Annotated in this window: 14 protein-coding genes; 7 read left to right on the top strand and 7 right to left on the bottom strand. The window is 57.7% G+C overall.

The annotated features are described in order from the left end of the window. The first annotated feature begins 47 nt into the window (after positions 1 to 47). From ccoN to ACA043_RS13600, 3 genes are all read left to right on the top strand, one after another. Positions 48 to 1,475 carry a cytochrome-c oxidase, cbb3-type subunit I gene (gene ccoN / locus ACA043_RS13610; protein ID WP_497659453.1) on the top strand — a complete coding sequence of 476 codons (1,428 nt, stop codon included), beginning with the start codon at positions 48 to 50 and terminating at the stop codon, positions 1,473 to 1,475. A gap of 15 nt (positions 1,476 to 1,490) precedes the next feature. After that, on the top strand, positions 1,491 to 1,712 hold the full coding sequence (locus tag ACA043_RS13605; protein ID WP_497618044.1) for a cbb3-type cytochrome c oxidase subunit 3: 222 nt from the start codon (positions 1,491 to 1,493) through the stop codon (positions 1,710 to 1,712). Between the two features lie 267 nt (positions 1,713 to 1,979). Further along, positions 1,980 to 2,894 carry a halovibrin HvnA gene (locus tag ACA043_RS13600; protein WP_497659452.1) on the top strand — a complete coding sequence of 305 codons (915 nt, stop codon included), beginning with the start codon at positions 1,980 to 1,982 and terminating at the stop codon, positions 2,892 to 2,894. Positions 2,895 to 2,982: 88 nt separating this feature from the next. Here the strand turns inward: ACA043_RS13600 and ACA043_RS13595 are convergent, their stop codons facing one another. Continuing rightward, a complete protein-coding gene (locus tag ACA043_RS13595) occupies positions 2,983 to 3,474 on the bottom strand; it encodes a hypothetical protein (RefSeq protein ID WP_489879802.1) in 492 nt (163 codons plus the stop codon). Between the two features lie 214 nt (positions 3,475 to 3,688). On the opposite strand from ACA043_RS13595, the gene ACA043_RS13590 reads away from it, so the two are divergent. From ACA043_RS13590 to ACA043_RS13575, 4 genes are all read left to right on the top strand, one after another. After that, positions 3,689 to 5,074: a hypothetical protein gene (locus tag ACA043_RS13590; protein ID WP_489879801.1), complete on the top strand. Its 1,386-nt coding sequence runs from the start codon at positions 3,689 to 3,691 to the stop codon at positions 5,072 to 5,074. A 71-nt stretch (positions 5,075 to 5,145) separates the two neighbouring features. Further along, entirely contained in the window at positions 5,146 to 6,102 is a 957-nt protein-coding gene (locus ACA043_RS13585; RefSeq protein ID WP_497659451.1) for a halovibrin HvnC, read from the top strand. Positions 6,103 to 7,163: 1,061 nt separating this feature from the next. Then, positions 7,164 to 7,616, top strand: coding sequence for a DUF2599 domain-containing protein (locus tag ACA043_RS13580; protein WP_489879798.1), 453 nt, complete (start codon positions 7,164 to 7,166; stop codon positions 7,614 to 7,616). 113 nt (positions 7,617 to 7,729) lie between these two features. Then, a complete protein-coding gene (locus ACA043_RS13575) occupies positions 7,730 to 8,422 on the top strand; it encodes an aspartate/glutamate racemase family protein (protein WP_497659450.1) in 693 nt (230 codons plus the stop codon). A gap of 1 nt (position 8,423) precedes the next feature. Here the strand turns inward: ACA043_RS13575 and ACA043_RS13570 are convergent, their stop codons facing one another. The 6 genes from ACA043_RS13570 to ACA043_RS13545 form a co-directional block, all read right to left on the bottom strand. After that, positions 8,424 to 8,942, bottom strand: a complete 519-nt coding sequence (locus ACA043_RS13570) for a GNAT family N-acetyltransferase (RefSeq protein ID WP_497659449.1) — start codon at positions 8,940 to 8,942, stop codon at positions 8,424 to 8,426. A gap of 106 nt (positions 8,943 to 9,048) precedes the next feature. Then, entirely contained in the window at positions 9,049 to 10,029 is a 981-nt protein-coding gene (locus tag ACA043_RS13565) for a LysR substrate-binding domain-containing protein (RefSeq protein WP_497659448.1), read from the bottom strand. Between the two features lie 158 nt (positions 10,030 to 10,187). After that, positions 10,188 to 11,135 (bottom strand): peptidylprolyl isomerase, encoded by a 948-nt coding sequence (locus ACA043_RS13560; RefSeq protein ID WP_497659447.1) that lies wholly within the window; start codon positions 11,133 to 11,135, stop codon positions 10,188 to 10,190. After that, the gene (locus ACA043_RS13555) at positions 11,132 to 11,602 is read right to left on the bottom strand and encodes a YbjN domain-containing protein (RefSeq protein ID WP_489879793.1); all 471 of its coding nucleotides are present in this window, start codon (positions 11,600 to 11,602) and stop codon (positions 11,132 to 11,134) included. Before ACA043_RS13555 ends, ACA043_RS13560 begins: the two co-directional genes overlap by 4 nt. A 43-nt stretch (positions 11,603 to 11,645) precedes the next feature. Beyond that, positions 11,646 to 12,275: a DNA repair protein gene (locus ACA043_RS13550; protein WP_497659446.1), complete on the bottom strand. Its 630-nt coding sequence runs from the start codon at positions 12,273 to 12,275 to the stop codon at positions 11,646 to 11,648. Between the two features lie 18 nt (positions 12,276 to 12,293). After that, positions 12,294 to 13,991 carry a putative porin gene (locus ACA043_RS13545; protein WP_401264991.1) on the bottom strand — a complete coding sequence of 566 codons (1,698 nt, stop codon included), beginning with the start codon at positions 13,989 to 13,991 and terminating at the stop codon, positions 12,294 to 12,296. Positions 13,992 to 13,997: the final 6 nt, after the last annotated feature.

Raw genomic sequence — 13,997 nt, 5'->3', positions numbered from 1 at the left:
CAGACCGGGTGGCCTGGCAAGACTTTGCAACCGTGGATGAACTGACCATGAGCACAGCAACAATCGGACAGGCTTATAACTACAAGGTCGTCCGTCAATTCGTTATCGCGACGGTTTTCTGGGGTGTCGTGGGGATGGCGATGGGGGTATGGATCGCCTCGCAACTGGTTTGGCCAGAGATGAATCTGGACCTGCCGTGGACCACCTTCGGCCGTTTGCGGCCGCTGCACACCAGCCTGGTGATTTTCGGTTTCGCCGGCAGCGCGCAATTCGCCGCCAGCTACTACGCGGTGCAGCGCACCTGCCAGGCGCGGCTGTATTCGGACAAGCTCGCCGCGTTCACTTTCTGGGGTTGGCAATCGGTGATTGTGATCATGCTGATCACCCTGCCGATGGGCTACACCACCACCAAGGAATATGCCGAGATCGAATTCTCCGGCGCGGTGTGGATGGCCGTGGTCTGGGTCGCTTACGCCGTGGTGTTTTTCACCACGGTGGTGCAGCGCAAGACCAAACACATCTACGTCGGCAACTGGTTCTTCGGCGCGTTCATTCTGGTGATCGCCATGCTGCATGTGGTCAATCACCTGTCGATCCCGGTGGACTGGTTCAAGTCGTATCCGGTGTATTCCGGCGCCACCGACGCCATGGTGCAGTGGTGGTACGGGCACAACGCGGTGGGCTTCTTCCTGACCACCGGTTTCCTCGGAATGATGTATTACTTCGTACCAAAGCAGGTCAACCGGCCGGTGTATTCGTATCGGTTGTCGATCGTGCATTTCTGGGCGCTGATCACCCTGTACATCTGGGCCGGCCCGCACCATTTGCACTACACCGCACTGCCCGACTGGGCGCAGTCGCTGGGCATGGCGATGTCACTGATCCTGCTGGCGCCGAGCTGGGGCGGGATGATCAACGGCATGATGACGCTGTCGGGTGCCTGGCATAAATTGCGCACCGATCCGATTTTGCGCTTCCTGGTGCTGTCGCTGGCCTTCTACGGCATGTCGACGTTCGAAGGGCCGATGATGGCGATCAAAACGGTCAACGCCCTGTCCCACTACACCGACTGGACCATCGGCCACGTTCACGCAGGCGCATTGGGCTGGGTGGCGATGATCACGTTCGGCGCGACTTATCACATGGTGCCGAAAATCTTCGGCCGCGAGCAGATGTACAGCACGCCGCTGATCAACCTGCACTTCTGGCTGGCGACCATTGGCACCGTCCTGTACATCGCTTCGATGTGGGTCAACGGCATCACCCAAGGCCTGATGTGGCGGGCGATCAACGAGGACGGCACGCTGACGTATTCGTTTGTCGAGGCGCTGCAAGCCAGTCATCCGGGATTCATCGTGCGCTTTGCCGGTGGGGTGTTCTTCCTCAGCGGCATGTTACTGATGGCTTACAACGTTTGGCGTACGGTGCGGGTGGCGGATGTTGCACTGGCGCACAGCGAAGCGCAGATCGCCTGAGGCAGGGAGCCGGTCATGTTCGATGTTTTCTTGAATGTGTTGGGGGTGGTTTTTTTGTGGCTGGCGGTGGAGTACTGCTTGCGGCATCAAACCGCAGAAAGCCTAGATGACGCGAGTATGGTGCCGTTTGCCGATGATCCGGAGGTGGCGCGGCGGGTTGAGTTGGCTACGGGCAAGGCGGTGAAAGCGGTCGCGCCGGAGATGCCGAAGCCGGGTTGGGTCAACCTGGATATGTGAGCCCTTTTCCCTGTAGATACGAGGTGCTGCCGAATGAAGCGCAGTTGCGATCTTTGATCTTGCTCAAACCAAAGTGAAAAGATCGTGATCTGCGCCAGTCTTGTATTGTGACCAACCCATTAAAATAGCCCCTTCCCCAACTCTCCGTAACCTGTCAACTCTGACAGCTAGTCAACACTCATTTTTATGGGTTGAATCCCTTCCGAAGGGTGCGATGTATCGGGTGCAAGACGCGATGTGCCTCCATGGCAGATTAGGAGACAGGCATTGAACAAGACCTACGTATGGCTGCTGGTACTGATGCTTTCTTTCGCGGGTTGCAGAAGTGGCGAATACATAACGTCATCACCCCCTGATCACGAGTATGGCGTCACCAGTACGACTTCAAGTGCTACGCAAACCAGTGCGCAAGTCGCAGCCAACCTGACCGCACGCTATAACGATGTCAGAATCCATTGTGGTTCAGCTTCGATGCCGGCGTTCCTTTGCCGCGGCATCGTTTTACGCTCAACCGTTCCGTCGCCTGATTACAAGGCCTGGAACCCCAGCCCTCATTCCCAGAAAAGCGGCGGCGTGTCTTTTTCGTATTTGAGCAAGGACGCCAAATTCACCGGCCTCGTGTTTGCCCAGAAGAATGGCTACATTTTTTTCCCTGTGCTGTCGCGGCCCGTCGGCACACGCCAGATTGAAATACTCTGTTCCTACCCGCTCGACGGCGCTACACAGTTGAGAGATGCACCCGGATGTGGCGCACATCCCTATTCACCTGACCGCAGCCGCCGCTGCCAGACCATCGGAATCACCACTGCCGAGGGCTGGATAGAAAATCGCCGGGCAAACATTTGGAATATTTGCAGCTTCGATGTTCGCGACTCCATGAATAATCTAGGCGCGGATTCTTTTTACCAGACCATCCGTGCGCACCAATTGGGCGGCTTCTTTGCCGGCCAGCATGATTACACCGAGCTGGTTTTGGCTACATGGCCCCAGAACATCCCGAAAGAACTGCCCATCGAGGCATTCTTTTATCTTCAAGATGGCCTGGCGGGCGCTCAATTCGACCAAAAGGATTTCTTCGACTCAACGGGTGGAAAGGTGGTTCCGATCATAAAGATCGTCCTGCCAACCAGCCTGTCCACCGACGCACAGTTCATTTACAGCGCGGCGGACCAAGTCAAATAACTCAGGCCGCAGGTGCCATTTTTTGATCGTGTCTTCAACAACATAATCAAAGGTCGCAGCCTGCGGCAGCCATATAGGGGAGATGCGCTCAGGAGCGATCGCGGGGGATCAGACCTTGCAACTGAAGTGCCAGAAAGTCTGCATCGAACACAAACGTGTCCGGGTCCTTCAAACCGTTGGTTTTGCGCCACTGCCACTCTCCCCCCGGCAACCCTGCCAGCGAAATGCTGCCGTAACGCGCCGCCGTCAATCCCATCACCGCCAGGGAAATCTGCCCCGCGCTGCCCATCACATCAGGCACGAACTCCACCGGTTTGCCAGCAATCACGATCGTTAGCTTCTCTGTCTTGAAGGTAGAGGTTTCGACCGGCGTGCTCGGCCCGAACGCCACGTACGCCTCACGGCTGACCTCCAGCAGATGCGGTGTCTGCACTGGCTCGAGCCATTGCTCGATATTGCCGAACAGCTCGGTAATTCGCGTAGCCCATGCAGCAGATTGCGTCTCGAACAGTTGCTTCTTGTGCGCTTCGCTTTCGGCGTAATGACGAAGCATTTCGCCCAATTGTTGTACGTCGTTCATTGCTGCGTTCCTCGGGGGAGCCTGCGAAGTTCGATAGTGGCAGATCGAAGTCTGCGCGTACGCCAATCGCCGGTTTCGTAGTCATCTACCACGTATTAATGCGACGGACGGTATGTGCTAGCCGCATTTACCTGTCAGATCTGACAGTAGGCACCCGCCCCCCATAGGTTTTAAATCCCTCTATCCATTAATGATGCAAATTGGAGCATTCGCGATGTCACAGCAGATCGACGATGAAAAACCGCTGAAAATCTACCCGGTCATTATTCCCGGCTGCGTTACGTCAGTGGAGCACCCGGAGAAACCGCACTGTGGCTTGCCACTTTCTCTGATCTCGAATGGAAACATCCAGCTGGTCGTCGACCCCTGGACCAATCAGTCCGCTTTTGACTTCGGCGATGTGTTGCTCAACCAGTCCGATACCTCGGTAGCCCATAAAACAATTCAGCCGGGTGAAGAGAACAAGCGATTCGATATGAATTTGCCGGCGGATCTTTTGAATGAAGGCATCAATCAGCTTCGCTTACGGGTAGAGCGGATCAGCGGGAACGAGGAAACCTCTGATCCACTGGTTGTGCTTTACCACACGCCGCGACCGGCCGGCGAGATCACCGGCGCCGGCGACAACCCGAATCTGCTCATGGCCCTTCCGGCCGACGTGATTACCGATGGCATCAATGCCGACCGGGCAGCACGCGGAGTGGAGGTCACTCTGAGTTATGTTTACATGCGAGAACACGACGTCATCACGCTCGATTGTGACGGTCGAAACATATCGCATAAGGTGACCGCGGCCCAAGTGACCGCCCGCCGTGTGGTATTGACGCTCACCACCGCCAACTTCTGGCAAGACAACCCGAAATTCGCCCTGCGTTTCAGGGTGGTCGACCAGCTCGGTAATAGCTCGGGTCCGCAGGCAATCTGGTCGAGGACCACGCTTGTTGACGTACACATCCGCAAAATCGAGCTGGATCTGCTCCAGCCCAAAGTCCTGGAAGCCAAGGACGCCAACGGCACGGTATTGAATTTTGTTCGCGACTTTTATTCCGCGCAGCACGCCACTGTCGAGGTGAACTACACAGGTTCCGATAAAGGGCAGAGCGTTAAGGTGTACTGGTTGGGCCGTAACAACACTTATGGCAGCGAGATTCAGACCGTGGCAAGTGCCGGCCAGACCTTACAGTTTCGCGTGCCGCGCCAGGAAGTGGTGGACACCCTCGGCAGCGGCGCAGAGGTGTCTTATACCGTGCGGTTACCTGGTACCGATAACAACATCCCATCACGAGATCTGGACCTGACCGTTACTGGACAAAAACACCATCTACCCGAGCCGACGCTGAACACTGCCAAGGACAACCTGAGAATTTACTACCCTGCCCTTGAAGCGGCTTACAAAGCCCGGATCTCTTTGACCGTTGGAACGGATCGCTACGACAGTGAAGAGTTCGACATCACCCAGGCGTCTTATACCAACGTTCCTGTCCCGACGAGCTGGATCATACCGAACAAAGGGAAGCTGGGGCTGTTCAACTTCACCCTCAGAAAAACCGGTACAGACGAGCCGATCATCTTTTCCTGGTACTTACGCGTGCCCCTCTGAGCAGGTCGGAACACAGCACAACAGTCCCCCATTAACGGATTCAGTTTACTGATGACAATAAGGACAGCGTTATGCGCCACCTAATAGCTGCAATGTTAATCATCCTGTTGGTCGGCTGTTCACAAACCAGCCTACAACCACCGGATGTGATTAACGTCAGCAGTACGCAAGCAGTGGATGGCTTCGCCATCGCCGCTTATCTGCAAACGCTATACGGGCGCAAATTCCCCAACTGCAACAAAGTAAATTCGCAACCTGCGTTTCTCTGTTCCGGCGTGACGATACGGGTCACTGTGAAGAGCACCCGTTATAAAGTCTGGGAACCCAGCCCGTTTTCGGTGAGACAGGGAGGTGTGGCATTTTCATACTTGCGGGCGGATGCGGACTTCGGTCGCTTCGCCTATGAGCGTGCAAACGGTTACATCCTCTACCCCGTCCTCGAAGCGCCCGTCGACAAATTCAAAATGCACTATCTGTGCGCTTACCCTTACGACGCGTGGTCCCACACACGTCAGGCAGACAAGCCGTGCGGTCCGCACCCAAGCTATCCGGCTCAAAGCAAACTGTGCCAGGACGCAGGGGTAACGACCGCAGAACAGTGGCTCGCCGTGTGGAAGATACCGGGCGGCAACCCCAACCAGCGGCAGTGCGGGTTCGACGTGAGTGACGGTCGCAATGCGCTGGCCGGCCCGGCCTTTTATCAGTCCATCCGCGCCAGAAGCCTGGTGAACATGAGTGGAGTCAATGAGCACAACGAGGTCACAATCAAGACCTGGTGCGACCCCCTCAGCACCGATCCAGGGAAGTCTTGTGCGCAATCGTTCCCGGCGAACAAGTTTCCGATCATGGCCTTCTTCTACACGCAAGGTGGGCAGGCCCTGGCCGATGCTCAATACAATCAGCGGGATTTCTACAACTCGACCACCCCGAAAATCATCGTGCCGATCATTCGTCTTGTCCCCTCGGCCAGCACTCCAGGCACAGCGAAGTTCGAATATCTCCGTGCAGATCAGACGATTACGCCATAAGCGCATTCAGCGTAACGCCGAAGTGCGCGGCACCTTTGCGTAATTGCTAACGAGTAAAGTTTGACAAACAAAGTGGATTCCTTCTTTCAAGTGCGTTAAAACCGGACGAAGAGAAATGATGAACAGAATAATCGGACTACTGTTTTTCGCTCTTTTGGTTGGTTGCGCACAGCCTGTATCGCAAACGCCTGATGTCATCAGCGGGAACAGTGTTCAGAGCCAGAGAATGGATGGCGCGGCCACAGTTGCTTATCTCACTACGCTGTACGGTCGCCAGCTTCGAAATTGCAACACAGTGAACTCGCCATCTGCGTTTCTGTGCTCAGGTGTAATGACAAGGGTCACGAACAAAGATTCGAACAACACCTATAAAGTTTGGGCCTCCAGCCCTACCTCAATAAAAAATGGCGGAGTCAACTTCTCCTACTTGCGAGCCGATACCAACTTTGACAAGTTCGCCTTAAATAAAACCAATGCCAATGTCTACATTCTTTATCCCGTACTGGAAAGGTCTGCCAATACCGATCAACTGAAGGTGCTGTGTTCCTGCCCCATGGACTCCTACGGGTGGTATCGCAGCGCAACCGCTGTGTGTGTGTGTGGCCCACCCGTCTTACCCGAATAGCGGACATTGCCAAGACGCTGGTATCACCACGGGCAAGCAATACAAGAGCGCCTGGAGTTCGGCACCTGGCGACCAAAACAGGCGCCAGTGCGATTTTGACGTGAGGGACGAGCGCAATATGCGGGCCCGCCCGGCCTTTTATCAGTCGTTACGCGCCAAATCACTGCTAGGCACAACAGGACTCAGCCAATGGAACGACTTACTCGTTAAAACCCGAGCCGCCGGCAAACCAAACGTTTTACCAATACTTGCGTTCTTTTAACTGCCAGCAATAAACGACCCTAAAGCGCTCGCAGATGCGCAATACAACCAAAGGGATTTTTACAACTCCACCAACCCGAAAATTTTTCGTACCGATCATTCGTGTGGCACTTCCCACCGTCTTAACCGGTAAGGCCGCATTCACCTGCTTTGCAGCAGATCAGGGAATCAACCAATGAACGTGCTCAACGCGCCCTCGAAGCTCATCTCGTGTTTACTGGCAGGCGCCAGTCTGACAACACTCAGCATTTCTGCCGCCCCTGCGCAAGTTACGGAGCCCGGAGACAGCTTCATCGTCGTCACAGAGCGCTGTAATAAATACATCGAAGGCGCGCACTGGTTCTACCGGGACTACGAGTGGTCGCTTTCTATTACTCCCACGCCATGTGCGAGGAGGACACTGGAGCCGAGCACAGCTTACATATGGGATGAACTCACACGCGACTACTCCAATAGTCGCTACTGGCAAAACACGCATGGCATGCGTCACCAGTTGATTTGCCATTTGGCTATAGCTCGTGACAAGCCACAATGGAATCTGGAGCCGTGGCGCCCGGATGTGGGGTATGCCAAAACGCTGGAAGCCGGATGCAATCACGTCATCCCATTGCCGGAAAAGGCACCATGACACCTGTGTGATAGATGAGCGATACAGTTCATTTGACGCTGGTATCCGTCATTGAACCAACGGAAACTCGGAGCAGGCCTGGGTCGATCCAGGCCATTGCCTGAGGAATTTCAATGCGCACCATCGGCCTGATCGGCGGCATGAGCTGGGAGTCCAGCGCCGAATACTATCGACTCATCAATCAACAGGTGCGTGACCGTCTCGGTCCACTGCGCTCGGCACAAGTGTTGATGTACAGCGTAGATTTCGGCCCCGTCGAACAAGCCCAGCACGCCGGGCGCTGGGACGATGCGGCGGCGATTCTGGTGGATGCGGCGCGCAGGCTTGAGGCCGGCGGCGCGGAGTGCGTGGTGCTGTGTACCAACACGATGCATAAGGTAGCGGAGCAGATTCAGGCGGCGATCAGCATTCCGTTCCTGCACATTGCCGAACCGGCAGCGCACGCGGCTTTGGCGATTGACGCCGGTACCGTCGGGCTACTCGGCACGGCCTTCACCATGGAGCAGGACTTCCTCAAACAGCGCCTGATTGCCCAAGGCCTGACGGTGTTGGTGCCGGAAGAGGCCGAGCGCAAAGACGTGCATCGGATCATCTACGAAGAACTGTGCGTCGGGGTGATCAGTGAGGCTTCGCGCAAGATTTATCAGCAGGTGATCGAATCACTGACCGCGCGTGGCGCCCAGGCGATCATTCTCGGCTGCACGGAAATCGGCATGCTGGTGAAACCCGAACACAGCGCCCTGCCCCTGCTCGACACCACCGAACTGCATGCGCAGTCGGCGGTGGCGTTTGCGCTGGGCGACTGAGTCAGACTTTAGGCGAGCGGCGCAGGCGGGCCATGCTCAGAGTGTCCACCCATTGCCCGTCGCGCACCGCGTAGTCACGGAACAGGCCTTCGTTTTCGAAGCCGAACTTGCGGTAGAGGCCGATGGCCGCTTCGTTATCGGCGTATACCGTGAGTTCGACGCGGTGCAGGTTCATCCAGTTGTCGGCAACGTCCAGCGCCGCCGCCAGCAATTTTGAACCCACGCCTTTGCCCTGCCAGGCCACCGCCACGCCCATGCCGATGCTGCCGGCGTGGCTGCGGCGGATCCGCGAATAATGTTCCAGGCCCAAATGGCCGATCACCTCGCGCTGATGCAGCGCCACCAGTTTCACCGCCCGCTCGTTATCCGCCATCACCCGTTGCCGCCAGACCTCGACGGACTGAAACGGCATCTGCAACACCTGGCGGGCCACGGCTTGATCGTTGTACAGCGCAGTAACGGCCTCGACGTGGGATTCGTTGAAGCGTTCGATATGAATGGCGGGGTTGTGGTCGGGCATGGCAGATCCGTCCTGGATCGATGTGTGGCCGACCACTCTAAACCGCAGATCTTGCGCCTGGCTACAATCACAATGTAGGAGGTTTGGGTTTCAGTGGGTTCACCGTTCAGGTCTGGAACCATTCCTGGCGTTCGTCGAAGGTGTGGTGAATGAGGTCGAGCAGGGTTTGTACTTCGGCGATGTGTTGCGAATCGGCATTCACCGCCAGCCACGCCTGCAATCGCATCGGCTCCTCGAACAACCCTGGCAGCGCCACCAGTCCACGGTCATAGCGGCTCATGTACATCGGCAGTAAACCAATGCAGGCACTGCACCGGATCATCTCCAGCATCAGCTCGTAGGATTGCATCTGCACCACGCCGGCAAGGCGCTGTTCGACCAGATTGTTCCAAGGGCGAAAACTGTCGATCTGCTGATCGTGTTGCCATTGCACCAGCATGAAATCGGCGAGGTCGTCGGGGCTGTCGGGGCGCGCGGTAACGCGAGAGTAGCGTTTGGCGATGTGTGGCAGGTAGTCAAGGCTCGCGAGTCGCTGTGGTTCGCTGGTGACGAAGGTAGGGCCGGGATGCGGGGTTTCGCCGTGGGCCAGCCACAGGACGACATCGGCGCTGACGGCGCGCAGCGACAGCTCGCTGTCGAGGGCGATGATTTCCAGACGCACGCTGGCGTTACGCCGCAGCAGCGCAATCAGGTCGCGGCCAAGGATGTCGTGCAGGATCGATTCGGCGACCGCCAGGCGAATCAACGGTTGTTCGACCACTGGCAGTTTGCGCTCATTGGCCAGAGCAACCAGTTTGGCCTGAAGTTGCTGGCCTTCGCGGGTCAGGCTCAAGGCGCTGCCATGAAAGCTGAACAGGGAATGTTGAAGCTCTTGCTCCAACTGCGCCAGTTGTTTGCGCAGTAGGGTCGATCGCACGTTAAGGCTGCGCGCCGCTTGCATAAAGCAGCCGCAGCGAGCGCTGACCAGAAAGTATTGCGCGATTTCGGTGTCGATCATCGCGGCTTGCCCGAGCCAGGGTTCACTTTCGTCCTGCGCCCAGCGAAATTCGGCGCTGCCCTGTCGTCCTGCGGGTTCGGTGAATGACATCGATGACTCCCTGTCGATCTTTGTACTGGAAACGCCTCGGTTTAAATGTGGGAGCGAGCCTGCTCGCGAATACGGTGCGTCAGGTACCAACGATATTGGATTGACCGACGCTTTCGCGAGCAGGCTCGCTCCCACAGGGGATCTGCGGTGAATCAGGACTATTGTTTTTCCTCGAGAATTTTGTTCAGTTCAGCCCCATCAATACTCAACGTCGCGGTATTGAGCATTCCGTCCAGATACGCCTGTGCAATCTGCTCCTGACGCTGGGCTCGTAAAGCCTGGGTCAGTTGATCGCGCAGTTCATCGAGGGTCGCGGTACGCGCCGGTTGCTGCTCGGTGAGTTTGATCACATGAAACCCGGCCGCGCTTTGCACCGGATCGGAAACCGCACCAACCTTCAGTCGCGCCACCGCGCCGCGCACTTCCGGTACCAGTTGCTGCAAGGGTTGCAGACCGGTATCGCCGCCACGTTCAGCCGTCACGCGATCCTGCGAATACTGGGTCGCCAGCGCCGCAAAATCCCCCGGTGTCGCCTGAGCCTTTTTGCTCAGTTCCGCCGCCAGTTTGCGTACTGCTTCAAAATTCTGCGGTTCATTCACTCCAAGGAAAATCTGGCTGACCCGATACAAAGCCGGGGTCTGCCAGTTCGCCTTGCCCGCGTCATAGGCTTTCTGCAAATCGGCCGCACTCGGGTAATCCGCCGGCACTTCGCTGACCGAACGCAAATAATCGCGAAAGACAATCTGCTCAGTCGCCGCACGGGTCTGTCGCGCGACGTCCGGACGCTGTGCCCAGCCCTGCGCATCGGCCTGTTCCAGCACCGCTTTCTCGGCCAGACGCGCACGAATCCAGCGCTCCAGCGCTTCACGATTGCCGCGCAGTTGTTCACGGGTTTCTAGCGGGACAGTGGCCAGCAATGTCTGCAATTCCTGCGGTGACACCTGCTGATTGCCCAACCGCGCCACCGCTGGCCCCGTAGCAACCGCCGCCACAGGCGACGATTGCTGGGCGGCGACCGGGTCACTGCCCGGTCGCACCACCAGCGCCACGGCCACCACCAACAGCGCCACTGCTCCAGCGCCGATCACCATGGCAGGCTTTTTCACAGGGCGACTTCCTCTTGCTCGGCGACGGCCACTTTTGCAGCCGAGGCTTGAGCGGTCTGACTGAAGTCACGCAGGTAAACGATGAACTCCTGCAACAGACGATCCCACAATTCCAGATTGCCGCGCAGGTGATCGTTGCTGACGCCAGCGGCCAGCACCACGTCCATTTCCATCACCAGAAACTCGCCCTGCAACGACAACCGGGCAAAACGTCGAGTCGCGTTCCACTGCTCGGCCACACCGACTGGCAACTCACCCTGCACTCGCAGCGCACAGCTGAAAGTGAAGTCGACATAGCTACCCTGCTCCGCCGCCGGGTTGCCGAAGCGCACGGCGTAGCCGATGCCCTGGCTGGCGCTGAGCAACTGAACGATGCCGTTCTGTTCGGTCTGGTTGACGCGATAACCGGCGGCTTGCAGAACGTCGGTCAGGGATTGCGGGGAAACGTGGCTGATCAATTGAGTCATTACTTCTTCCTTGTTTATCAGTCTTTTAAATCAGGCTTTTTAATCAGTGCAAGAGCGCGGCTTGCGGCGCGTCGAATTGAGTCTTGTAGAGGTCGTCACCCAACCCCTGGGCCAGTTCATCGAACTTGACCCGGGCGCTGCCCGCGAAGGGCTGGCGGATCTTCATCACCTCGGCCACATCGATGTTTTCGTAGGCAGTGAGGATCTGTTTGGCGACGCCGTACATCTGCTGATTCTTGACTGAACATTGCTGCACTTGTGTGTCACGTTCAGCCAATTGCGCTTGAAGCTTAGACCGTTCTGCCTCTTTGGCACGGGCCATGACCAACAGCTCGTCATAGGCCTTTTTGAACTTGCCGGTTTGCTCGTTACTGGCCGTCACTTGCGCCTGAGCCTGGCTGTGCAGGCTCTGCTGCTGCCCGGCGAGTTGCTCGGCGACGCCTTTGGCCTTGGCCAGTTCGGCGCTCAATTGCTTGATTTGCGCCTGGGCGGCTTTGGCCTCGTTCTGCGCCGCCAGTTGCGCGGCGCTGGCCTGGGCCTGCTGACTTTGCAGGGCCTGCAACTGCTGGGTAGTGCTGCGCAACTGGGTGCGCAGGCGCTCTTCCATGCCTTCGGCGCTCGCCCCGTGCGCGATGAAAAAACTCAGCCCCAACAGTAAAACTCGTGCGTGCATGATCGTTCTCCCGGCGCCTTAGAAGCGCGTGTTGATCTCAAGCTGCAAGACGTCGATGTCGAAAGGCGCGCCGTACACCGCCTCGGTGCTCATCCAGCGACCGGTGGCGTAAACGTTCTTCGCCAAGCCGTAATTACCACCGATGAAATAGCCCTTGGCATTGGTGCCGCCGAGGTGGAACGACGAGTCGTTAAAGCCGTCCGGCAAGGCATCCGGCTGGATGTACTTGTAGCCGGCGAACATATTCCAGTCGCCCTGCTTCTTCAGGTCCAGCGCGTTGCCGAGGGTGAACTGCACCATCCATGCATTGGCACCGCTTTCGATATCGCCATTGCTGTCGAGGTTGTTGACGATCTGCCCGGCGGAACGCTTGCGCATGTCGCCTTCGTCGTAGCTGAGGTTGTGGATGTAGTTGCCCTGGCTGCGCAGTTTGAAGTCTTGCGGCAGATCGGCATCCCAGACCATGTTCAAGTCGAGCAGGTTGAACTCCGACGCCAGACCGACGAATTGCGGTTGCGGCGTGGTGGTCGGGTTAAGCGGGTTCGGCGTGATGTCCCGTAGCAGGAACACGCTGTTGCCCTTTTGCATGAACGCCGCGCGGCTGCCATCGCTGTCGCAGCCAGGTGCGCCGGCCCACGGCTCGCAGGGGCCGGAGCGCTGGCCTTCGATGTCGTCGAAGCGGTAATAAGCCAGTGCGCCCTTCAAGCGGTTGTTGCTGTTGATCGCCCATTTGGCGCCGATCTGCGCGCCGTATAGCCATTTGTTGTCGCTCTCTTCCTTGTCGAAGCCATTGCTGCTGGTGGTGTCGTTGGTGTAATCCACCGGAAACGCGCCGACGGTGCCGAACACGCCCCAATCACGGTTGAGCTTGTGATCGAAAATCGCCGCCACGCCGTCGAAGTTGAGGTCATGGGAATAGAGCATGTCAGTGGACATGAACGGGTTGGCAAAGCGGCCACCGGTCAGGGTCAACTCGTCCGTCGGCTTCCAGTTCAGGTAACCCTGATCGAGCCAGATGTCTTTCTTGGCGAAACCGCCGCCCAGGCTCTGCGTGGTCGATACCGGGTTGTTGTCGGAGCCGGTGCCGATGCGAATGCCGGCGGTCCATTCCGGCGAGATCACCGCTTTCATGCCCAGCCGAGCACGAATGCGGAACTGGTTGGTGCGGTCTTCACGGGTGTTGAGCAGCGGCGGCAGGCTGGTGCTGCTGTTGGGGTTTACGTCGTACGGGCCGTTGTTGTTGAGTTTGGCAAAGTCGACGATTTCGTTGCTGTTGCTGTCCGAGTAATAGCGCGACTCGTTACGCAGGCGAATGTCGCCGTCAAAGCTGATGCGCGACGCCCAGTCCGGGAAGGTGTTGGGCGCTGCCCAGTTTTCCTGCTTGGCGGTGGCCATGACCTCGGCTTTGACCTGATCGCGGATCTGGTCGCGCACCGCTGCCGGTACGTATTGCACGCGCACATCGCCCGGGGCGGCAACAGGGCCTGCCGCCACTGCCGTGGTTGCCGCAGCCTGTTTGGCCTGCGCCGCTTCGTTCTGCGCTTGAGCAATCAGCGCGTCGGCCTTGTCCTGTTTCAAAATGCCCTGCTCGACCAGCAAGCGGATCAGATTGATCGTGGCGTTCTCCGAGGGCGCAGGCGCTGCCACGGCCTGACCGACCAGGGTCGCGATGACCATGCCGACCGCCAGGGACAATCGATTCACGTTGGAAATCATCTGCAC

The organism is Pseudomonas sp. LBUM1648 (genome assembly GCF_059716145.1).
Note: the sequence above shows the minus strand (reverse complement) of the source record. Positions and strands in the feature narration are given on the sequence as shown.